This is a genomic window from Pontibacter sp. GD7 (assembly GCF_058216375.1).
The window spans coordinates 311,337-333,411 of sequence record NZ_JBYZMP010000004.1 but is presented as its reverse complement, the minus strand read 5'-3'; the positions used below and the strand labels follow the sequence as shown (position 1 = coordinate 333,411).

The window sequence follows — 22,075 nt, the reverse complement described above, 5'->3', positions numbered from 1 at the left end:
AGTACAAAAAGTTATATATCATGGCAATACATCAGCTACATGTTACGGACACAACCTAAAAGCTTGTAACCAGCAAACGGCAGGGTACAAAACGGGGTAAGAAACCGATCAAACCGCCCATGCTTATTTGTGGCACTTATTTTCCAATTGCAGGAGATAATGCCTAACTTAGGCTTTAAATGAAACCCAGAAAACCTATGAAACCATACCAACGTTGCTTACTTGGTTTAAGCGTGGCAGGCGCCTTGCAGCTTGCCTCCTGTACATCACAACCCACACAAGACGGTGAAACTATGACAACAGCACAAACCGCAACCGAGAAAATGTCTGCAGACGTTCACAGCTATGCCCAGCCCGCAGAGGCCGTAGCAAAACACCTTGACCTGGATATTGAGGTGAACTTTGAACAGAAGATGATCAGCGGTACGGCCTCATACATGATCGATAACCTGACCGGCACCGATAAGATCATTTTTGACGCCAGGGATCTGCAGATTGAGAAAGTATACCTGGGAGACGACATGCAGGAAACCACATTTGAGTTGGGTGACTCGCAGCCGCACCTGGGCCAGCCGCTTACTGTAAGCATTAAGCCGGACACTAAAAAAGTAACGATAAAGTATAAAACGTCGCCGGAAGCAGCCGCCCTGCAGTGGCTTAACCCACAGCAGACAGCCGGTAAAAAGTATCCGTTCCTTTTCACGCAGTCGCAGGCCATACTTGCCCGCACCTGGATACCGATACAGGACAGCCCGGGCATACGCATTACCTACAACGCCAAGGTAAAAGTACCTAAGGAACTGTTGGCGGTAATGAGTGCCGAAAACCCAATGCAGAAAAACGATACAGGCGTTTATACTTTCCAGATGAAGCAGCCGATCCCATCTTACCTGATGGCACTGTCGGTAGGCGACCTGACTTTCCGTAAGATTGGTGAACAAACAGGCATCTACGCGGAACCGGCTACTATTGAGGCCGCTGCCTATGAATTTGCAGAAATGGATAAGATGCTGAAGGCTGCAGAGAAGATCTACGGCAAATACAGATGGGACCGTTACGACCTGTTGGTGTTGCCGCCGTCATTCCCTTTCGGAGGTATGGAGAACCCACGCCTTACGTTTGTTACCCCTACCGTACTGGCCAAAGACAGATCCCTTACCAGCCTGATAGCGCATGAGCTGGCACACAGCTGGAGCGGCAACCTGGTTACCAACGCCACCTGGGACGACTTCTGGCTGAACGAAGGCTTTACCGTATACTTTGAGCGCCGCATTATGGAAGAGCTCTATGGAAAGGATTATGCCGCCATGCTTAACGTATTAGGTTACCAGGACATGATCAACACCATCAACGACCTGGGCGCCGGCAGCGCGGACACACACCTGAAGCTGGACCTGGAGGGTCGTGACCCGGATGATGGCTTAACTGACATCGCATACGAGAAAGGCAACTTCTTTCTGCAGAACATAGAGAAAGCTGTAGGCCGTGAGCGCTTCGACAAGTTTGTAAACGATTACTTTAACACCTTTGCTTTCCAGAGCACCGATACCGATAAGTTTCTGAACTTCCTTCGCGCTGAACTTATTAAAGGCGACGAGCAACTGGCCGAGAAGATCAACATTGAAGGATGGGTGTACTCGCCTGGTTTACCAGAGGATTTTGTGAAGCCTACCTCCTCGCGTTTCGCAAAGGTTGAGGAATCCTTCAAAGCCTGGAAAGGCGGCAAGCCAGCGGCGCAACTAAGCACCAAAGACTGGTCGAGCCACGAGTGGCTGCACTTTATCCGTATGCTGCCGGAAAACATGACGCAGCAGCAAATGGCAGAGCTTGACAAAGCCTTCAATTTCACGAACTCTGGCAACTCCGAAGTACTGGCCGCCTGGCTCCTGCATGCCATCAGAAACAACTATACTACCGCCGACAAAGCACTGGAGACCTTCCTGACCAACGTTGGCCGCAGAAAATTCCTGGTGCCGATTTACAAGGCACTGATAGCCACGCCAGAGGGCAAGAAAAAGGCACTGGCTATTTACGCAAAGGCAAGACCAAATTACCACGCTGTATCAACAGTTACGCTGGACGATCTTTTGAAATAGATAATGTTCATAAAATAAACGACAAAGCCCGGCCACTGATGGCCGGGCTTTGTTATTTCCCCTAAAAAGCGAAAACTCTGTCACTTTCATTACCTGCTAGGAAAAGCCAGGCGAAAGTACAGAGTTTTTTCAATGTCGCTGTATAGTTACCAGTGTTATCTGGATCTGTGTTCTGCTTTAACGTTGATCTTGTTTTCGGCAATGAACGTCAGGGTTTGGTCTGTTTTCTTTTCTTCATCCAGGTTCATCTGAAGCAGGTCCAGCACATCCTGCATTTTTAACTGCTTGGCATACGTACACAAAGTACCATACCCGGCAATCTCATAATGCTCTACACGCTGTGCCATACTTATGAGGGCAGCATCCATTACATCCGCATCTGCTTTCTCATTGATCATGTCATTGCTTTCCCGGATAATCCCCTCCATTGCCTTACATTTCTCACCAGCAGCCTTCTCACCCAAGATCTTAAATACCTTTTCGAGGCGCTGCACATGCTGCTCAGTTTCTGAAAGATGCTTGCTGAAAGCGTGCTGCAAATCCTTAGAGGCTGCGGCATCCTTCATTTTAGGCAAAGCCTTCAGAATTTGATTCTCTGCATTGTACAGGTCTTTAAGTTCATGGACAAATAGGTCTTTCAAATTATTAAGTTTCATAGCTTGGAAAGGTTACGCGTTAAAAATTATGTATTCTCGAATTGCTCGTGGCTATCTATACGGCAGGCCATACCTGAGGTTCTCAAAATATTGTTTTTATTAGGCAAGCCCATTCATATAGCAGTAAACTGCAATTATTGTATAATATATCCAATACACTATAACTTCATACGTATATATTGACATCCAGCAATACAACCAGTAATGGCACACTAAAAACCGGAATTTGAAACGAATTTTAAGAAAAGCGGTAATCTAATCAGAAGAATGTGGCGGCAGATAACGATAAACAGAAATGCTGCCGGCTATTAACTAAAAAATAATACCCTGACGTGAACAGACCCAAAGGAAAACTTATAGCTGTTGGAGGCAACGAAGACAAGGGCACGTACCCAAACCCGAAGTCTAAAAGAAAATACTACCTTGATTTTTTCGAACTAGGAATACTTAAGCGCTTTCTGCAGGAGATCCCAACTAAAAAGCCCAGAATTGAGGTCATCACCACGGCTTCCATGATCCCGGAAGAGGTAGGTGAACGATACCTGAGCGCTTTCGGAATTTTAGGTGCCGAAAACGTGAACCTGATGCATGTAAAGACTGAGGAGGACGCACATCTGCCGGAGTACATTAAAAGGATAAAAGAAGCCGACGGCGTGATGTTCAGCGGTGGAGACCAGTCTCGCATCACACGCATGTTTCATGGTACCGAAATAGCCGATATTTTAATGAAACGGTATCAAAACGAGGATTTTATAATTGCGGGAACCAGCGCCGGCGCCATGGCCATGTCTCAGGTAATGATCAAAGGCGGCAGTGCTCCGGAGTCGTTGCTGAAGGGCGCTGTTAAGATCGGGCACGGGCTTGGGTTTATTGACGAGGTCATCATTGACACCCATTTTGTTACGCGCGGCCGCTTTGGCAGGCTAATGGAAGCCGTGGTAACACATCCCAAAACGGTGGGTATAGGCCTTGGCGAGGACACCGGCGTATTGATAACGGAAGGTCACATGATTGAGACCATCGGCTCAAACCTGGTGGTGATCGCAGACAGCCATGAGGTAAAGTACACGAATGTCAACGATGTGGATCCAGGCAGGCCGGTTGCCATTTCAAACCTGATCATGCATGTGCTGGCCAAAGGCAACGTTTACAACATCGAAACACGTGAATTCTTTAAAGACCACGAGGCGCTAAAGCCAGTAGATGCCCAGGTTGGGTAGACGGGCTACTGTGCTTCACACATGCAGGTATACTACCTGTAGATGGCAGTATACGTTTCTTCATCGTTTATTTTGCTGGCTCGGTACATGCCCTCCGAGTTAAAGGACAGTACCACCTCCCCCGCCGCATTCACGGCGATGAGGCCACCCTCCCCGCCAAAAGCCACAAGTTTCTTCATCACCACCTCATCACAAGCCTGCTGCAAAGTATAGCCTTTGTACTCCATCAGGCACGATACGTCGTAGGCCACCACTGCACGCATAAAGTACTCGCCGTGCCCGGTGCAGGAAATGGCGCAGGTCTTATTATTAGCGTAGTTGCCGGAGCCGATAATGGGCGTATCCCCTATCCTGTTGTAACGCTTGTTGGTCATGCCACCGGTAGAAGTGGCGGCTGCCACATTGCCCTCCTGGTCCACGGCCACGGCACCTACCGTCCCGAACTTTTTCTCAACATCCTCTGTGTGGTCCAGCATAAATATGTCGGAGTCGCGTATCTCCGTCCACTGGTTATACCTGAAGGCATCGAAGAAATACATCTCAGGGGCAAACTCCACGGCATGGGTCAGGGCGAACTCCTCAGCGCCATAGCCGCTCAGCATCACATGGTCAGAGTACTGCATTATAGCCCTGGCCAGCTTTACCGGGTTTTTGATGTTGCGCACCCCGGCCACTGAGCCCGCCTCCAGGGTCTTGCCCCACATAATGGAGGCATCCATCTCATGCTTGCCTTCCTTTGTGAATACAGAACCCTTGCCTGCATTAAACAACGTGTTGTTTTCCAGGTGCACCACGGCTAGTTCAACGGCATCCAGGGCAGAGCCGCCAGCCTGTAGTATACCATGACCTGCCATAATTGCCTGTTCCAGTGCATCGCGGTAAGCTCTGTCTTTTTCTGCGGTGAGGGTGGCTTTGGTAATAGTGCCGGCGCCGCCGTGTATTGCAATCGCATACTTGCTCATAACAAAGTATATAGTAAATGGGTACAGGATATGCTTACGCCACTAAGTATAATGCAGTTGGTCTTTACCTGACAATCGGCCTAAATAAACAGGATAAATACTCAGCACCAAAGAACCTTTTTAAGCAGGAAAATAGTTATCTTTGTTCTTGTACCAATAACTTATTTAATAGATTAATTATGTCGTTTGATATCCAAGGTAAACTTTACGAGGTATTTGAGGAGCAGCAGATAAGCGAAAAATTCAGAAAGCGTGAATTCGTGCTGGAGATTCCGGATGGCTCATTTACACAGTTTGTAAAGTTCCAGTTAACGCAGGACAAGTGCAGCCTGTTAGACCAGTTTAAAAACGGTGACGAAGTGAAGGTTACATTTAACCTTACTGGCAAGCCTTTCACAAAAAATGGCCAGACAATGTACTTTACTAACCTGCAGGCCTGGAGAATGGAGCCAGCATCAAACGCTTACGGTGCTCCGTCCGCACCACAGCAGCAGGAGGCGCCGTCTTTCTACAGCAACGATGCCGACAACGACTTGCCTTTCTAGGAAAGCAAGTATAACTATACAGAGAGCGGGCATTAGTGTCCGCTTTTTTTTTGCCCCGGAACACAACTAAAGGCCCGGAATTTGATTATAAGTATAAAGTGCCTCCCAAGTAACGCTATACACACGACGCTGCCTTAACGATAGACACCATGTTCAGCACACCCCACAAACCCCTGGAAGAACTCAGACGCATGATACTGCGCGGCGAAAGCGATACCGTGGACTTTAAGCAACGCGTAACCCAGCCCGAAAAAATTGCCCGCACACTGGTTTCTTTTGCCAATACGCGGGGTGGCACCATACTTATAGGGGTAAAAGACAACGGATACATCTGTGGGGTAGACCCAGACGAAGAGATGCATACTTTGCGCATGGCATCGGAGTTTTACTGCGACCCGCCAATAGTGCTTAACTATGAGGAGATTGAAAGCAATGACCGCACTGTACTGATCGTAACTGTGCCGGAAAGCACCTCCAAGCCTCATTTTGCCAGGGTAAAGGAAGACGACTGGCGGGGTTACGTGCGAGTGAAAGACACCAGCGTGCAGACAAGCAAGATGGTGAACAAAACCCTTGAGAACGAACTCCCAGAGCCATTTGAAAAACTGCCCCTGGAGCGCCATGAAAGCAAAGTGCTGGAGTACCTGGAGGTAAATCCGCGCATCACGTTAAAGCAATACATGAAACTGGCCAACCTGTCGCAGCGCCGTGCCTACCGCACCCTGGTTAAGCTGGTGATACACGGTTACCTGCGGCTCCACGACAAAGAAAAGGAAGACTATTACACGCTCAGTTAGCTAAAGTATAAATATAGCGTACACCTCCTTCATAAATGCAAAGCAGATCAGGCTTTTAAACTTTAAGTTTATACTTTTGTGTTAGAAGTGTAACACACCGGATCATGAACTGTTGAAGGCAAGTATGGAGTATAGGTTTGTACATCATTGGCAATATGAACCCGGCATTGAGGAAAACACGATTCTTCAGGCGGCGGTGGAGCTTGCAAACAACGCGAGGGGAAAGGATTTCCTTACGAAAGCCGCGGCCTTTATAAGCAGGTACACCAACGCATCCTACGTTACCATTGGGATAACCTCAGAAGATTGCACGCGCGTGCATACCTGCGTGTTTCTAAAAAACGGAATGCCGCTCCCTAATTTCACCTATCAACTTAAAGGCACCCCTTGCGACGCCGTGCTTACGCAGCGCTTTTGCTATTACCCCAGCCAGGTAACCGAAAGTTTTCCTACGGATAAAGAGCTGCAGGATTTTAACATTGAGAGTTACCTTGGAAGCGTTTTGCTGTCTGACCAAAGCGAACTGCTTGGGCTGATAGCCATCATGGACGAGAAAACGATTGAAAACGCCGCATTTGCCGAGCATCTTATACTTATACTCAGTCCTGCCATAGAAGAAGAGCTTGCAGCCTATAAAAGTAAATTAACTCAAATCTAGCCGGGGTTATTTTCTGCTTATTAGGTTGCCGTCCTGGTACACTTCTATGTGGCTGAAGCTGCCGTTCTCATCGTACACCTCCCACTCCCCGAACCAGAAGTATTTATCCAAAGTAGACGTTTTGATCAGGCGGGCCTCGCCTTTACGGGCTATTTCTCCATTCTCGTGGTATTTGGTTACTTTAATTATCTCGCTGTTGCGGCTATACTTCTCACGCATGTACCGTGTGCCGTCCGGGTAATAGTACTTCCAGGTGCCAGCTTCGTGGCCATGCCTGAACCGGCCATTTCGTATCACGATGTTGTCCTTCCCGAAAAACACTTTCCAGCGGCCGTGCATGTTACCCTCTTTGTCATACTTGTTGATCTTAAACCACAGAAAGCTTTTTACTGGCTTTGGGGTAACTACCTGCTGCGACATTGCGCCAAAGGGCAGTAAAAGTATAAACAGCTGTAAAAGTATAATTCTCATAGTTTATGCAGGTTTACAGCGATATTTCCCGAAGATAAAAATTTAATTTTTTATTAACTAATTTTTTAGTTATACTTTGTTTCACCTGTAATGTTTTATGGGTCAGGCAAGTATGAATTGCTGCACCAGGTTCGTGATCAAAACTTTGATAAGAGGTGTGTATTTAGTCAGCCATGAGGCTTAAATATTCGTAAATAACTATAAAGCACCAGAACAGTAAGCAGGCAGCACGACCGAGTTGCACTGCTAAAAAAGAAGGTTTCACCCTAATCCCTCGCCTATGGCAACCCTAAGCAAAACGAACAACCCTGAACAAGAACCTATCCTAAACGTCGTAAACGGAAGTAAAAAAACGAAAGCAAAACCAAAAAAATCAGCAACTACCGAACATAAGAAAATATTTGTTCTGGATACATCGGTTATACTTTACGACCACAGCGCCGTCCAGAATTTTCAGGAACATGACGTAGCCATCCCGATCACCGTGCTGGAAGAGCTTGATAATTTCAAAAAAGGCAATGACATCAAGAACTTTGAGGCACGTGAGTTCATTCGTTTTATAGACAAGCTTTCTGCGGAGCATAAACTGCAGGAATGGTTGCCCCTGAACGGCAAGACAAAAGGCAAGTTTAAAGTGCTGATGAACAACAGTTCGTCGGTAGATGCTGTAAATATTTTCGGGGATAAGAACGACCACCGTATACTTAACTCAGCCCTGCAGCTGCAGCATGAGATGCCCACCCACAAGGTGGTTCTGGTGACCAAAGACATAAACCTGCGCCTTAAAGCCCGCGCGTTGAATCTGGTGGCCGAGGATTATGAAACAGGCAAGATACAGGACGTGGCAGGCCTTTACACCGGCAACGACACTGTGGAAGACGTACAGGCAAACGTTGTAAACGAGCTTTACGAGAAAGGCCAGTGTGAGGTAGGCAAAGTGTTTACAGAGGCGCCAGCGGATAACCACTATTACATTCTGAAAAGCTTCAAGAACTCTGTGCTAGCTTATTACAATGCCACAGATAAAGTATTGGAGCGTGTAGACAAGCTAAACGCTTTTGGCGTAAAGCCACGCAATGCCGAACAGGCCTTTGCCCTGCACGCCCTGCTAAACCCGCAGGTAAAGTTGGTTACTGTTCAGGGTGTGGCAGGTACCGGTAAAACATTATTGGCACTTGCATCTGCCATTGAGCAGCGCCGCGAGTACAAGCAGATTTACCTGGCACGTCCCATTGTACCACTCTCCAACAAAGATATCGGTTACCTGCCCGGCGATATAAAATCGAAGCTGAACCCATACATGGAACCGTTGTGGGATAACCTGAAGTATATTCAGAACCAGTTTGCGGAAACCAGCAAGGAATACCAGAAGATACGGGATATGGTAGACCTGGAGAAACTGGTGATAACACCGCTGGCTTATATTCGTGGCCGCAGTTTATCTAATATCATCTTTATCGTGGATGAGGCTCAGAACCTGACACCACATGAGGTGAAGACCATTATCTCCAGGGCCGGTGAAAACACGAAGATCATCTTTACAGGCGATATCTACCAGATCGACACCCCATACCTGGACTCGCAGAGTAACGGTCTTTCTTATCTGATTGACAGGGCCAAAAACCATCCGCTTTATGCCCATATCACGCTGCTGAGAGGCGAACGTTCTGAACTGGCTAACCTGGCAAATGAACTGTTATAGGATCATAGTATAAATAACTCAAGTTGCGCTATATGATAAACCAGGCAGGTGTAAACCCAATGCCGTCAATTTAAGGATTTTGAAAACTGATCCGGACACTCTTGTCCGCGTTGCGGAATACGGGGACAAGGATGTCCCCTGGCAGTTTTACTTTCGGACAAAGAAGTCCGAAAGAGCTTTTACCTTAAGTTTACGGCGTTGGGTCGCGACCTGTCCGAGGGATGGCCTCAACAATTAAACTTACATCACAATATAGTAATAGCAGAGATTCCCCTCTTGCAGACTAGCCAAAACGAGAGTTTTGAGCTAGCGAGCGTAGCTCTCAGGGGTGTGTTAATCTTTACTTGAGTTAAGTAAAAAAGCCTGAGCTGAAAGTATAAATCAGCTCAGGCTTTTTTAATTGAATGGTTTATTAATTAATTCTCTTCCTCCTGCATTAACTCCCCGGTTCTCCGGATAGTGGAATCGGAACTGTTAAGCATACTTTCGCGCACATTGTATCGGTCGGCCGCACTTTTGTTCTGGCTCAGTTTATACTTCCCTTCCAGTTTAGAGACTTTGATCTCCAGCATCACGATACCTTTTAGCAGTCCGTTTACAAATTTCTCGGGCATGTTTCTGAACTGCTTCAAGTACTCCGGCTCATACGTATTGATGCTGCGTTCCATGGCTGCCAGCATATGTTCCGGCTCGCTTATCTCGCTTGCTTTGCCGTAAGCATGTACGGCACAGTAATTCCAGGTAGGTACGTTCAGTTCTTTCTCTAACAATGAAGGGGAAACGTAGGCATGTGGTTCCTGGAAAATAACAAGCGCCTCCTGCCCTTCCAGCAGGTACTTCCATTGTGGGTTTTGCCGTGCCAAATGCGTCAGTAGCACAACCTGATCCCCTTCTTCAGAAACAATAAAAGGTACATGAGAAGCTGCAGGGATATTGTCTTGGATACAGACCAGGGTTGCAAAGCTAAACTCTTTCATAAAGCTCAGCAGTTTTTGCCGGTCTTCTACGTGATAGTGTTTTGGGATATACATAGTTCTATTTTGTGTGTAGGTAATAGTATTTGTGTCAAACTTAGGTATTATGGAGGCGGTTAATCTTTATTGGCTATTCGCTTGCTTCCTACGGCCTTAGCAGTGTTATCTTCCAGCAAAGTCTTCAGGCCATATAAGCCTTTTTCCAGTTCCTCATGCTTTTTAAACTTTTGCCAGACCCCTAACCATCGGGCCACCGGGTTATCCTCTACAGGGCTTACAAGTCTCCAGTTTATTCTGGTGCCACCGGCTACAGGTTCCAGTTTTATACTAGCGTTAATTTCACCTGTTGCCTTACTTTCGGTCTGCTTGTAATTAAGCTGCTTAGGACTTAAACTTTCCAGAAACACCACCTCTCCTTTTCCTACCCTGTCGCCGTTCCATTGCATGCGAGCGCCGGTTCCTGTCATGGGTCCGCTGTAAAGCCTGATCATACTTGGATCTGTAGCCGTGTTTACCGCATTCCATTTCTCCCAGAGCGTTGGGTTCTCGATGTAAGGGTATACTTGTTCCGGCTTTGCTGCCAACACTATACTTTGCTCTACCTCAACCTGTAGCGGCAACTGATACGATGCGCCAAAAAGCGCAACAGCCAGCAGCAGTAAAGCCAGAATTACAATCTTCAGCGATTTCATGGGTTTAAAAGGAGGAAAATTACGTTTGTACTATAAGCAGGAATTTCTACACCAATTTAAAGGAGTATTTTGTTAGTAAACAAGCAGAACAGGTATAAATATTTTTAAGGAAGCTGCTGTTAAATTCATTTCATGATCGTGATAATTCGGCTTAAAAATTGCAGATATCGTACAGGGTAACATAGAGACTAAAATATATAGCTAATATGATAAACGACTGGATTCAAAAAGGCCTTCAATTCTCGCAGAATCCTATATTTAAAAGGTTTTTAGGGAGAGCGGGCAGATTGCTGGCCAAACCAGCCAAAATGGCGTTGCTACTTTCCACGGCTTATGGAAAACTAGTAGATGCAGAAAACAAGGAGTCGGGATTTGCGCAGATAAAAGACAAGTTGCAGGCATTTATGCGCTTGGTAAAAGCATACATGAGTGGCGAATACCGAAACGTGTCTACAAAATCATTGATGATTGGAGTAGCGGTTTTGATTTACCTCGTAACACCCATCGACATTATACCCGACTTTATTCCCGGCCTCGGACTGCTCGACGACCTCAGCCTGATCGCCTGGTTTGTTGATGCATTCCAAACCGAGATCACAAAATTCAGAAACTGGGAAAATGACCGGAGCTTTGACCATACACGCATCGGAACGTTTTAAAGCCACATTCTTGAATCATGCTAAAAGCCGCTTTCTGCAAAGGAAGTGGCTTTTATTCGTTTTTCGTTGATCGTTGTTCGTTGTTCGATTTTGTAGAGACGCAATACCTTGCGTCTTGCCAGCAACAGGGCAATTGGGTTCACTTTAGCAATATCAGTTAAAGTATAATTTGGAAATATAGCCTGCAAGACCTCACAGCGCCTTCCAGACCTGTGAGCGTCTGTGCCTTGTAGCTAACAAGACGCAAAATATTGCGTTTCTACGGATCTATCAACCCATATCGAAACCTATCGCCCAGTAGCTAATAAGACGCAAGGTATTGCGTCTCTACGAATCCCTAATAACTAACAACGAAAAACGAATAACCAACAACGAGCAACGACCAGCCACCAACCAATAACGAATGCCAAAAAATGCGTAACTTCAAGCGCTAAAAGAACTAATCAATTTAACTTTCCAATGATCAGCAAACGCATATTATCCTTTTTTGCGGCTGCTTGCTTGAGTTTAGGTATCACTACGGCCACCCCACCTGACGAGGGTATGTGGCTGCCTATGCTTTTAAAGCAGCTTAACGAGTCTACGATGCAGGCGAAGGGCATGAAGCTTACTGCCGAAGACATTTACAGTGTAAACCAGTCGAGCCTGAAAGATGCTATTGTGTCGTTTGGCGGGTTTTGTACCGGCGAAATGATCTCTCCGGAGGGCCTTTTGCTTACAAACCACCACTGCGGTTATGGCCAGATACAGCAGCACAGCTCTGTAGAGAACGACTACCTGACCAATGGTTTCTGGGCTAAAACCAAAGCCGAGGAGAAGCCAAATCCAGGCTTGACAGCTACCTTTATTGTGCGTATGGAAGACGTTACGAAGCAGATAATGGAGGGTACCGCCAATGCCAAAACAGAGGCTGACCGTGAGTCCATCATCCAGCGCAACATGACCAAGGTACGCCGCGAGTCTACTGCTGGTACGCACTACGATGCCATTATCAAGCCATACTTCTATGGTAACGAGTATTACATGTACATCACCGAAACGTTCCGCGACGTGCGTTTGGTAGGTGCGCCGCCATCATCCATCGGTAAATTTGGTGGCGATACGGATAACTGGATGTGGCCACGCCATACCGGTGACTTCTCACTTTTCAGGATCTACGCAGGCCCTAACAACGAGCCGGCCGACTACTCACCAAACAACAAGCCATACAAGCCAAAGCATCACCTGCCTATCTCGCTTAGCGGCATAAACGAAGGCGACTTTACCATGGTGTTCGGTTTCCCGGGCCGTACCAACGAGTACCTTACCTCGCAGGCGGTTCAGGAAATTTACTCGGTGTCTAACCCGCACAAGATCAATATCCGCGAAACAAAGCTGAATATCCTGGACAAGGACATGAAGGCTTCTGACGCGGTGCGTATTCAGTATGCAGCCAAGTATGCCAGCATTGCCAATGCCTGGAAAAAATGGATAGGTGAGAACCGTGGCATCCGTAAGGCCAACGCGATCGAGAAGAAACAGCAGCTAGAGAAGCAGTTTTCCAACTGGGTTGCTGCAGACCCGACACGCCAGGCAAAGTATGGCAATGTATTAGCTGAATTTGAGAAAAACTACAAGGCACTGGATGGCATCACGCTCTCCCGTGATTACATTTCGGAGGCTGCTTATGGTGTGGAGATCGTGCGCTTTGCCAATACCTTCGTAAAGCTGCAGGAAATGCTGGAGGCATATGCGCCTAAGAATGAGATAGACGCGCAGGTAGATAAACTAGAGAAAACCATTGCTCCTTTCTACAAAGACTACAACGCCCCTACCGACAAGAAAGTATTCGCCGCCCTGCTTGACCTATACTACAAGAACATAGACGCTAAAATGCACCCAGGCGCTTTTGCCATGGTGCGCAGCAAGTATAAAGGCGACTTTAATAAGTATGCCGATGAGGTGTTTGCCAAGTCTGTGTTTACTTCGGAGGCTGGTGTAAGAAAAGCCCTGGCTGATGTGAAAGCTGGTAAGAAGGATGCACTGAAGAACGACCCGGCCCTACAACTGGCAAGCAGCATCACAGACTACTACAACAAGAACGTAATGCCGACTTACAACCAGGTAAACGATAACCTGAACCTGTTGTATAGAACTTATGTGGCTGGCTTGCGTGAGATGCAGAGCGACAAGAAATTTTATCCGGATGCGAATTCTACACTGCGCGTGGCTTACGGCAAAGTAGAGCCTTACGAGCCAGTGGATGGTGTGAAGTACCTGCACTATACTACCCTGGAGGGTATTATTGAGAAAGCTGAGTCTGGTGCAGCTGAGGACTATGCCATACCTGCCCGCCTGAAGGAGCTGTATGAGCAGAAAGACTACGGCCGCTACGGAGTAAACGGTGAGCTTCCGGTTGCCTTTATTGCCTCTAACCATACTACAGGTGGTAACTCTGGTTCTCCGGTAATCAATGCCAATGGCCAGCTGATCGGTACTAACTTCGACAGAAACTGGGAAGGCACCATGAGCGACATCGTGTACAACCCGGACCAGGTGCGCAACATTTCAGTAGACGTGCGCTACATGCTGTTCATCGTAGACAAATTTGCCGGCGCCGCCCACCTGGTAGAGGAAATGACGCTGGTAACTGACGAGACTTCTGGCTTACCGCAGGTTGATGCGCGTCGTAACCAGAAATCTGAAGAACCTTCTAAAAAAGACAAGAAGAAAAAAAAGAAGGAAAAGGCAGTGTTAAACTAGCTTGCTCTTTAAATAACTCAAAGCCCCGCTTTCACATAAGGCGGGGCTTTTTTTGTTTAAAACAATCTGTATTTAACACTTAAAGCATACAAAGCATGCTGCATTTCATGAGCATGGAAAGTTGCATGCACATATTTGTACTGTAAAATGGCGATACAGGAATTCAATAATTCAATGTAACAAGCTTGCTCAACTAAACTCAGATGGGTAACATTTACATCAGAATCTATTCTGAATTAAAACCCTCGAATAATCTTGCTTGGCAAGCAATTCTATTAAAGAAATCTTCACTTAGCCCAGCCAAAACGGTTTTAGTTATTGCAGACTGCCTGCTAATCAGCATTTAATATATAAATTCATTTATATTTGTAAACACTTAACAAGTTATACTTCAGCCTTTTATAGCACTACATTCATGAAATTTATTTTTTTGCTGTTAATGATTAATTTTTACAATCACACAGAAAATGACAGCACAAATAAATCCAATAACTCAGAGTTTCCAGAATATAGATTAAACACATTACCAGTGCATCCTTTTGGGGTTTATATAATCAGAATTGAGCATAACCTCCAAAAAAAACCGTTGAGCAAACCACGCTTAACTCTAAATTTTTCGAGTGGAAACGTATGGTTACCAAACGCTATCGGTTACTTGCCATTAGAGACCGAAAGCATCAACAGAATGAAATCAATGGTGTGGCACCACAGAGGGGGCAGCTTCAACCCGGCAATTTCTCCGGCACAGCAGTTAGAATTTCATGCAGATGGAGTTATCAGATCTTACAGATTTAACTACTCAACTTCGGTTTCTCCACATACGCAATTAGGGTTAACAGCCCGTGCTTTTTCATTAGACAAAGGCAGGCCTCCAGTGTCACTTCTCACCAGTGACCAGTTCATAGAATGGTTTCATTCAAATATCGCTGGAGGTGAAGACCCTTTCGGGAGAAAATACTATGGCTTTAATAAAGCACTTATTAAATACAAAGATGTAAACGGCAGGAATCTGACACTGAACAATAGAGATTTTGTATTGAGTGGAATAGAGGCTACGTATACTTATTTCCCAGTTGCTGAATCATTAAATGCCCGAAAAATTAGCCTAAATATTGGTACGCATGTAGGTGTAAACACTTCAAAGGTAAATTCTTCTATTGATGTAGGCTTATCTGCTTCAGCGATTAAAAAGGCAACTATATCAGATAACGCAGGCTTGAACATCGGTATCAGTTTAGGTACTTTGCGTCAAAAAGCCATTCAATTTAATTCGGGCGTTGAGTTGGGCAACAATCCCTTTCTACATAGCACCGAACTATTTCTGAATTATCAGAAAAAATTACCCAATACAGGCTTTTTGTCATTTGCAACAACTTACTACGTGCAATCATCATTCAACAAAAGCTCACAGTATGATTATCTCGTAAACACTGGCGAAAGAGTGGTTAGCCATTGGCACTTTACCTTATCGCATTTATACAGACCACTTTCTGCCCATAGTGTTAGCATTTCGTATAGCCAGAATGGGAACAGCATTTCAGCTTACTTACGAGAAGATCTTGATGTGGACAATGCACCGGATTTGCAGGTTGGATTAGAGTATAGCCTGAATATTTTCAATTAAGCTTTTCTGCTTAGGCACTTAATTTCAATCTATTATACAATTTAGAATAACTAAGCGGCCGCAAATTTAAAGCACATAATTGTAGTTTATTTCCTTTTGCTGCAATATCTTATACTTCTTTTACAGAATCTTATGAAAAGAACTTTATTATACTCACTCGTACTTCTTTTTCCATCAATTCTAAAGGCCCAAACCAACACCGACATTCTGTTGTTGGATATGGCCAAAAAGAAGAATGAAATCATACTTTCGAACCCGCGCAACATCACCAACCATGCGGGGTACGACAACCAGCCACATTTCCATAAATCGGAGCCGCTGGTATACTATTCCTCTGCGCAGCCAGATGGTAAAATGGACATCCGGAGCTATAACATAAACACGAAGCAAACCACCGACTTTACTGCCACGCCAGAAAACGAGTTCTCTCCTACCCTCACGCCCGATGGCAAGCACATTTCCTGTATCATTCAGCACGAAAACGGCAAGCAAGACCTGGGCATGTATAACCTGGAGAGCAAAGATGTAACAATACTGATAGACAACCTGACGGTTGGTTACCACGCCTGGATAGACAGCAAAAACCTGTTGCTGTTTATCCTTGCCGAAGACGGCCACGAACTACAGCACTATAACCTCGATACAAAGCAAAACAAAGTACTAGCAAAAAGCATTGGCCGCTCGCTACACAAAATACCCGGACAGGCTGCCATGAGTTTTATTGATAAGTCGGATAAGGAACAATGGCTGATAAAACGTTATGATATAAAAACTGGAAGTATAACAACCATAGCACCTACTTTGCCAGGCCGCGAAGACATTACTTGGACTACTAACGGCACTATACTTAGCAGCGACGGAGAAAAGATTTTTAGCTACAAACCGGGCAAAGACAAGGTATGGCAGGAAGTAAAAGTATCTGGCCAAGCAGATGTGTTAAAAGGAATTACGCGATTGGCTGTAGACCCAGGTAATAACAAACTAGCTGTGGTGGTAAGTGAATAGGGATAGATATGATGGATGTTTTAATTCTCATGACTGTGTTAACCCACCCCTAACCCTTCCAAGGTGGAGTATCAGGAAACGATTGTCATCCCCCTACCCCCTTCAAAGGGGCAGGGGTGGGTTAATATCATCCGAAAAGCTCTAAATCCGTTTCTCATTTCTTTCATCAAACCAGAAATTACAATGAAACAAAATATCGCTAATCCTTCCCTGCTACGCAAAGCAGCCTTAACCATTGCCCTTTCCGCAGTAGCTGGACTGGCTTACGCCCAGGCTCCGGATTACAAAAAAATACACGAGAAAGCCATACTTGTGGATACCCATAACGACGTGCTGATCTCGATACTTGAAGGCATGGACATCAGCAAAGACCTGCGTGGCAAAACACACTCCGACCTGGCACGCTTTAAAGAGGGCGGCGTGGATGTGCAGTTCTTTTCGGTGTGGAGCGATGAGACCGGGGATTACAAGTATGCCACATTACAGATCGACACCCTGAAAGCAGTAGCTGCCCGCAACCCACAGCACATGCTGTTTGCCACATCTTACAACGACATGATGCAGGCAGTAGCACAAGGCAAAATGGCAAGTATGATTGGCGTGGAAGGCGGCCACATGATAGACAATGATCTGAAGAAGTTAAAAGGCCTCTATAAACAAGGTGCCCGCTACATGACCCTTACCTGGAACAACTCCACGCCCTGGGCGACTTCTGCTGCCGACGAAGCCTCCGGCAAACTGCCTGAGGATAAAAAAGGACTTACGAAATTCGGGAAAAAGGTAGTGAAGCGCATGAATAAAATGGGCATGCTGGTAGACCTGAGCCATGTTGGAGAGCGTACTTTCTGGGACGCTATGGATGTAACTAAAAAACCGGTTCTGGTATCGCATAGTTGCGTGCACAGCATTGCCCCGTTGCCCCGCAACCTGAAAGACGATCAGATAAAAGCCATTGCCAAAAACGGTGGTGTCATTCAGCTAAACTTCTACTCCGGATTCCTTGATCCCGATTTCGACAGCCGCAGCAAAGCTTTTAGGGAAAGACACAAAACCGAAACAGACTCCCTGCGCAGCCTGGGCTGGTCCAGCTCAAACATTGCAGAAAGGCTGCGCCAAAAATACCCCGAGGAAGTTGAGGCAGTTCGTCCACCCCTATCCATACTTTTCGACCACCTGGACCACATCGTAAAACTGGTTGGGGTTGATTACGTAGGCATGGGCTCCGATTTCGACGGCATCTCCTCTACCCCGCGCCAACTCGACGGCGTAAACGATTACCCGGTCATCACCAAAGAGCTACTAGCCAGAGGTTACTCAGAAGAAGATGTATACAAGATATTGGGCGGTAATTTCCTGAGGGTTTATAAAGCGAATGAGCGTTAATAGTGTGTCATTTTGATCAATGGGAGAAATCTGGAATTCTGAAAGTATAAATCTCCGATCGATTACACACCCCTGCCCCTCTCAAACTACCATTAGGACACAAATTTAGATTCGCTATTCTTCCTGCCGCGAGTTTTAAACTCGTGGCTTATTCTGTAGCAAGCTTTCAGCTTGTGTAGATATGCAAAAGTATAAAAAGCGACTCACGCAAGCTGGAAGCTTGCCCTCATGCACAACCACGAGTTTAAAACTCGCGGTAGATAGTGCGTTTTATACTTGTGTCCTAAACGTAGGCACATGCCACTCAAGCGGAAAATTATACTTCCATCATCAAACTATAGGCAAGTTTAAGATATGATCCACCGCAAGTTAAGCTAGCGCAGACAGAATATTAGGCGCTTAAAATATTTTAATTCACCTATTGTTAGCCTGAATGAATTATATTAATATTGGGGAAAATTATTTAAGAAAACAAACTAATAACACATGAGAAAAGTAATACTCTCTTTCATTTTCGCGTTCCTTTCGATCGCTGCCTTACAGGCACAGGATATCATTACAAAACGCTCTGGCGAGAAACTGGAGGCAAAGGTTCTGGAAGTGTCTACTTCTGAAATAAAGTATAAGCGCTTCAGTAACCTGGAGGGCCCAACGTATGTGGTTGCAAAAGGCGAGGTTATGCTGATACAGTACGCCGATAAAACTACAGAGTCGTTTGAACTGCCTGCAAATGACAATCTGGTTGCTTCTAACGCCACAGGTGTAACACCTTCTGCGAATCAGCCTGCATCTTTTGCTTCTGAGGCGCCCTTACAGCTTTACCAGAAAGGACAGAACGATGCACAGATGTATTATGATGGGTACAAACCTGCCGGAACAGGTGTATTGATAGCTAGTCTTGTGTCTCCGTTAATAGGCTTAATTCCTGCTATCGCAACCTCCTCATCAACTCCTAAAATGGAAAACCTTGATGCTCCAAATAACCAGTTACTACAGCAGCCAGATTATGCCAATGGCTACCGAAAGAGTGCCCGCAAAATAAAATCAGGTAAAGTATGGAAAAACTGGGCTATAGGCTTTGGTACAAACCTGGTATTGGTACTACTTGCAACAAGTGGCAGCTAATAGTTAACACCCGGAAAAAGGAAAGCCTCTGCCATTAAGCAGAGGCTTTTTTTATACTTCAGGTTACTCTTACTGCCCTTTGCCGCGCATCTGCTTCTCCATGGCATCCCACATCTCCTGTGGTATCTGATCGAAGGCGTTGAACTCACCGGCACCGTACAGCCACTCGCCGCCATCAATCGTTACAACTTCACCGTTCACAAAGGAGGCAAAGTCCGAAACCAGGTAGGCGGCAAGATTGGCCAGTTCCTGGTGCTCACCAAACCTCCCCACAGGTATGCGCTTCAATGGGTCCAGTTTATCGGCAAGTTGTTTCGGGAACAGGCGAGTCCAGGCACCCTCTGTCGGGAATGGCCCTGGAGCAATGGCGTTGGACCGGATGCCATACTTTGCCCACTCAGAGGCAAGCGAACGGGTAAGCGCCAGCACACCGGCTTTAGCACAGGCCGACGGCACCACATAACCGGAACCTGTCCAGGCATAGGTAGTCACGATGTTGAGCATGGTTCCCTCCTGCTTCTGCTCGATCCAGCGTTTGCCCATAGCCAGGGTAAAATTGTAAGTACCTTTTAACACAATGTCGGTAACTACGTCAAAAGCTTTATGGCTCAGGCGCTCTGTTGGGCTCACGAAGTTACCGGCCGCATTATTAACCAGCACATCCACCCGACCAAAGCGCTCTATAGCGGTTTCGATCACAGCTTCAATCTCGGTATATTTGCGCACATCACAGGCAATTGGCAGTACTTTCCCGCCTGTTTCCTCTTCCAGCTCTTTGGCTGCCTGCTCCAGCACCTCTATTTTGCGGCTACAGATAACAGCATTGGCACCAAGCTCTAAAAAATATTTAACCATAGAGCGCCCAAGTCCCGTACCACCACCGGTAACGATAATGGTCTTACCTTTTAGGGAGCCCTCTTTTAACATCGGTTCGGCTTTTATCATAGTTATTTACGTTTATACTTTCAGTTTCAGGACCAATACTTTCGGCCCCTTTTACGAAATATAAGCATATTGATATAAATTACCGGAAAATCGTGCCCCAAAAATTGAAGTTTACAACCATGGACAAAGATCAACTTAAACAAGAGCTGCTTAAAGCCAGCAATGGTTTGCTGATGATGAGCGAAACAGACGAGGCATTTGAGTTTTATTTTCACGAAAAACCCGACGAGCCCTTTACTGAAGAACTCGTGGTAGAATGGGATGGCAAGCCTGCGGGTACATCGGTACAGGTACTGGAACTGGAGGATTTCCTGCATCGCATGAAAAACCCACACCCTGATGCAGACCAAACCCAGAAACAAAACGCCGAACGCTTTAAGCAATTGGAAGCCAAGCTAAAAGAACTGCTAAAGAACGTGAAGGCTTATAAGATAAGCGAGATAAGCATGCCGGTATACTTGCTTGGCGAAACCGATAACGGAGATTATGCCGGCCTTAAAACGCTGGTGGTAGAAACATAAAAAAAGGGCCTGAACAATGCAGGCCCTTTTCTTTTTAACTCAAGTTGCGATTTACCCACCCCTAAGAGCTAGGCTCGCTAGCTCAAAACGCTTGCTTTGGCTAATCCAGAGGAGGGAAATCAGGAACGATTGTCATCCCCCTACCCCCTTCAAAGGGGGACACTTGATTAGGAATTCTCCACTTCTGTTATGGGAGGAAGAGGAGCTGGGTGGTAAAATTCCCCTCTTGAGAGGGGTGCAGGGGTGTGTTTACACCTGCTTGGTTTATCATGTATCGCAACTTGAGCTAGTTAATTATTTTATACTTACGACGTCGGGCCGTTATCTACTTTGGCCTCTATCACGCTCTGAATAGAGGTAGGCACGTTTGAAAGTATGTTATAACCTGTTGCAGCCTCGATCGCATCAACAGTAGTGCGGTAAGTGCCCCAACTGCTGCTGATAGATGTTGAGTTTGGCGTATCGATAGCGATAACGCGTGTGCTGGTTGTAACGCGGCTTACGTCGCTGGTGCCAACAGGCAATACCACGATCACTTTCCAGATGCGGTTTGGCACGGTTACTTTTCCGCTGGCGATAGTGGTTTTATAGCCCCCAGAGCCAGTGCCACCTGTACCATAGCTACCCATGATCACATACAGCTCATTCCCCTGGTTAACCAAGGTGCGGCAATAGTTCTCCAGGTTTGCCCAAGTTTGCTGGTTATTGTTTGGTGCCTGCGGTATCATGTTAGACATCAGGAAAGTAGCCGAGTTATCAGCCACAGTAAGGGTACGGTCTGCTGATGGGCAGTTGTGGCCACGGTCGAAACCGCTACCAGTGTAATCAGAAGAAGTTACTTTGTAAAAACTGCTTGGCAGCGAGTTGTCTGCCCTGAAATCGTCCTGACGCGGTGTAGAGCCCAGCCATGCGCTGCTCAGGTGCCAGCTTACCCAGTTTGGAGTGCCTCGGTAGCTGTTGTACGACATAGAGTACTGCGACTTGTTGATCAGGTAATTTGAATAGCTGGTGTTGGCACCGCTTGGATTGCCCATCGCCATATTGTTGTCCTGGGTGGCGGTGGCGTTGGCGGCCTCGCTTAGCTTGCCAACTTTTTGCATGTCTGCCTCCGGGGCAACGGTTTCCTGCGAACAGGAAACAAGCATCAGTCCCACCAGGGACAGATACACGAACTGTTTGAACTGTTTTAACATAGACATATAGAGTTATTTGGATACTCAAAGATGCCTGATGTTTTCGGATTGATTGTTATCCCAGTGTTAAAATATTTTCAAAGGATTACATTCTTTAAACAACTA

The 22,075-nt window shown here is 46.2% G+C and carries 20 protein-coding genes; 13 read left to right on the top strand and 7 right to left on the bottom strand.

What is annotated here, in order from left to right; all coding sequences use genetic code 11:
• Nucleotides 1-197 precede the first annotated feature (197 nt).
• A complete protein-coding gene (locus AC4BAP_RS08840; protein WP_490582270.1) occupies nucleotides 198-2,096 on the top strand; it encodes a M1 family metallopeptidase in 1,899 nt (632 codons plus the stop codon).
• A gap of 155 nt (nucleotides 2,097-2,251) precedes the next feature.
• Here the strand turns inward: AC4BAP_RS08840 and AC4BAP_RS08835 are convergent, their stop codons facing one another.
• Nucleotides 2,252-2,752: a YciE/YciF ferroxidase family protein gene (locus AC4BAP_RS08835; RefSeq protein WP_490582269.1), complete on the bottom strand. Its 501-nt coding sequence runs from the start codon at nucleotides 2,750-2,752 to the stop codon at nucleotides 2,252-2,254.
• Between the two features lie 332 nt (nucleotides 2,753-3,084).
• Between AC4BAP_RS08835 and AC4BAP_RS08830 the strand changes: the two genes are divergently transcribed.
• Nucleotides 3,085-3,972, top strand: coding sequence for a cyanophycinase (locus AC4BAP_RS08830; RefSeq protein WP_490582268.1), 888 nt, complete (start codon nucleotides 3,085-3,087; stop codon nucleotides 3,970-3,972).
• Between the two features lie 32 nt (nucleotides 3,973-4,004).
• Here the strand turns inward: AC4BAP_RS08830 and AC4BAP_RS08825 are convergent, their stop codons facing one another.
• The gene (locus AC4BAP_RS08825) at nucleotides 4,005-4,934 is read right to left on the bottom strand and encodes an isoaspartyl peptidase/L-asparaginase family protein (protein ID WP_490582267.1); all 930 of its coding nucleotides are present in this window, start codon (nucleotides 4,932-4,934) and stop codon (nucleotides 4,005-4,007) included.
• A gap of 179 nt (nucleotides 4,935-5,113) precedes the next feature.
• On the opposite strand from AC4BAP_RS08825, the gene AC4BAP_RS08820 reads away from it, so the two are divergent.
• The 3 genes from AC4BAP_RS08820 (at nucleotide 5,114) to AC4BAP_RS08810 (ending at nucleotide 6,934) form a co-directional block, all read left to right on the top strand.
• Nucleotides 5,114-5,479: a DUF3127 domain-containing protein gene (locus AC4BAP_RS08820; protein ID WP_490582266.1), complete on the top strand. Its 366-nt coding sequence runs from the start codon at nucleotides 5,114-5,116 to the stop codon at nucleotides 5,477-5,479.
• 149 nt (nucleotides 5,480-5,628) lie between these two features.
• Complete coding sequence (locus tag AC4BAP_RS08815; RefSeq protein WP_490582265.1) at nucleotides 5,629-6,276, top strand: AlbA family DNA-binding domain-containing protein; 648 nt, start codon at nucleotides 5,629-5,631, stop codon at nucleotides 6,274-6,276.
• A 124-nt stretch (nucleotides 6,277-6,400) separates the two neighbouring features.
• Nucleotides 6,401-6,934, top strand: a complete 534-nt coding sequence (locus tag AC4BAP_RS08810; protein ID WP_490582264.1) for a hypothetical protein — start codon at nucleotides 6,401-6,403, stop codon at nucleotides 6,932-6,934.
• A gap of 6 nt (nucleotides 6,935-6,940) precedes the next feature.
• On the opposite strand, the gene AC4BAP_RS08805 is transcribed toward AC4BAP_RS08810, so the two are convergent.
• Entirely contained in the window at nucleotides 6,941-7,405 is a 465-nt protein-coding gene (locus AC4BAP_RS08805) for a toxin-antitoxin system YwqK family antitoxin (RefSeq protein WP_490582263.1), read from the bottom strand.
• A 280-nt stretch (nucleotides 7,406-7,685) separates the two neighbouring features.
• Here AC4BAP_RS08805 and AC4BAP_RS08800 point away from each other — a divergent pair, with 280 nt between their 5' ends.
• Complete coding sequence (locus tag AC4BAP_RS08800; protein WP_490582262.1) at nucleotides 7,686-9,107, top strand: PhoH family protein; 1,422 nt, start codon at nucleotides 7,686-7,688, stop codon at nucleotides 9,105-9,107.
• 416 nt (nucleotides 9,108-9,523) lie between these two features.
• Here AC4BAP_RS08800 and AC4BAP_RS08795 read toward each other — a convergent pair whose 3' ends face one another.
• The gene (locus tag AC4BAP_RS08795; protein WP_490582261.1) at nucleotides 9,524-10,138 is read right to left on the bottom strand and encodes an FMN-binding negative transcriptional regulator; all 615 of its coding nucleotides are present in this window, start codon (nucleotides 10,136-10,138) and stop codon (nucleotides 9,524-9,526) included.
• A 59-nt stretch (nucleotides 10,139-10,197) separates the two neighbouring features.
• A complete protein-coding gene (locus AC4BAP_RS08790; protein WP_490582260.1) occupies nucleotides 10,198-10,773 on the bottom strand; it encodes an SRPBCC family protein in 576 nt (191 codons plus the stop codon).
• Nucleotides 10,774-11,081: 308 nt separating this feature from the next.
• Between AC4BAP_RS08790 and AC4BAP_RS08785 the strand changes: the two genes are divergently transcribed.
• The 6 genes from AC4BAP_RS08785 (at nucleotide 11,082) to AC4BAP_RS08760 (ending at nucleotide 19,311) form a co-directional block, all read left to right on the top strand.
• Nucleotides 11,082-11,432: a YkvA family protein gene (locus AC4BAP_RS08785; protein WP_490582259.1), complete on the top strand. Its 351-nt coding sequence runs from the start codon at nucleotides 11,082-11,084 to the stop codon at nucleotides 11,430-11,432.
• 501 nt (nucleotides 11,433-11,933) lie between these two features.
• Nucleotides 11,934-14,174 carry a S46 family peptidase gene (locus tag AC4BAP_RS08780; RefSeq protein WP_490582258.1) on the top strand — a complete coding sequence of 747 codons (2,241 nt, stop codon included), beginning with the start codon at nucleotides 11,934-11,936 and terminating at the stop codon, nucleotides 14,172-14,174.
• Between the two features lie 415 nt (nucleotides 14,175-14,589).
• Nucleotides 14,590-15,798, top strand: coding sequence for a hypothetical protein (locus AC4BAP_RS08775; protein WP_490582257.1), 1,209 nt, complete (start codon nucleotides 14,590-14,592; stop codon nucleotides 15,796-15,798).
• Between the two features lie 132 nt (nucleotides 15,799-15,930).
• A complete protein-coding gene (locus AC4BAP_RS08770; RefSeq protein ID WP_490582256.1) occupies nucleotides 15,931-16,803 on the top strand; it encodes a TolB family protein in 873 nt (290 codons plus the stop codon).
• Nucleotides 16,804-16,986: 183 nt separating this feature from the next.
• Nucleotides 16,987-18,186 (top strand): dipeptidase, encoded by a 1,200-nt coding sequence (locus tag AC4BAP_RS08765; protein WP_490582255.1) that lies wholly within the window; start codon nucleotides 16,987-16,989, stop codon nucleotides 18,184-18,186.
• Nucleotides 18,187-18,672: 486 nt separating this feature from the next.
• On the top strand, nucleotides 18,673-19,311 hold the full coding sequence (locus AC4BAP_RS08760) for a hypothetical protein (protein ID WP_490582254.1): 639 nt from the start codon (nucleotides 18,673-18,675) through the stop codon (nucleotides 19,309-19,311).
• A gap of 69 nt (nucleotides 19,312-19,380) precedes the next feature.
• Here the strand turns inward: AC4BAP_RS08760 and AC4BAP_RS08755 are convergent, their stop codons facing one another.
• On the bottom strand, nucleotides 19,381-20,256 hold the full coding sequence (locus AC4BAP_RS08755; protein ID WP_490582253.1) for an SDR family oxidoreductase: 876 nt from the start codon (nucleotides 20,254-20,256) through the stop codon (nucleotides 19,381-19,383).
• Nucleotides 20,257-20,375: 119 nt separating this feature from the next.
• On the opposite strand from AC4BAP_RS08755, the gene AC4BAP_RS08750 reads away from it, so the two are divergent.
• The gene (locus tag AC4BAP_RS08750; protein ID WP_490582252.1) at nucleotides 20,376-20,777 is read left to right on the top strand and encodes a nuclease A inhibitor family protein; all 402 of its coding nucleotides are present in this window, start codon (nucleotides 20,376-20,378) and stop codon (nucleotides 20,775-20,777) included.
• A 305-nt stretch (nucleotides 20,778-21,082) separates the two neighbouring features.
• Here the strand turns inward: AC4BAP_RS08750 and AC4BAP_RS08745 are convergent, their stop codons facing one another.
• The gene (locus tag AC4BAP_RS08745) at nucleotides 21,083-21,970 is read right to left on the bottom strand and encodes a DNA/RNA non-specific endonuclease (RefSeq protein ID WP_490582251.1); all 888 of its coding nucleotides are present in this window, start codon (nucleotides 21,968-21,970) and stop codon (nucleotides 21,083-21,085) included.
• Nucleotides 21,971-22,075: the final 105 nt, after the last annotated feature.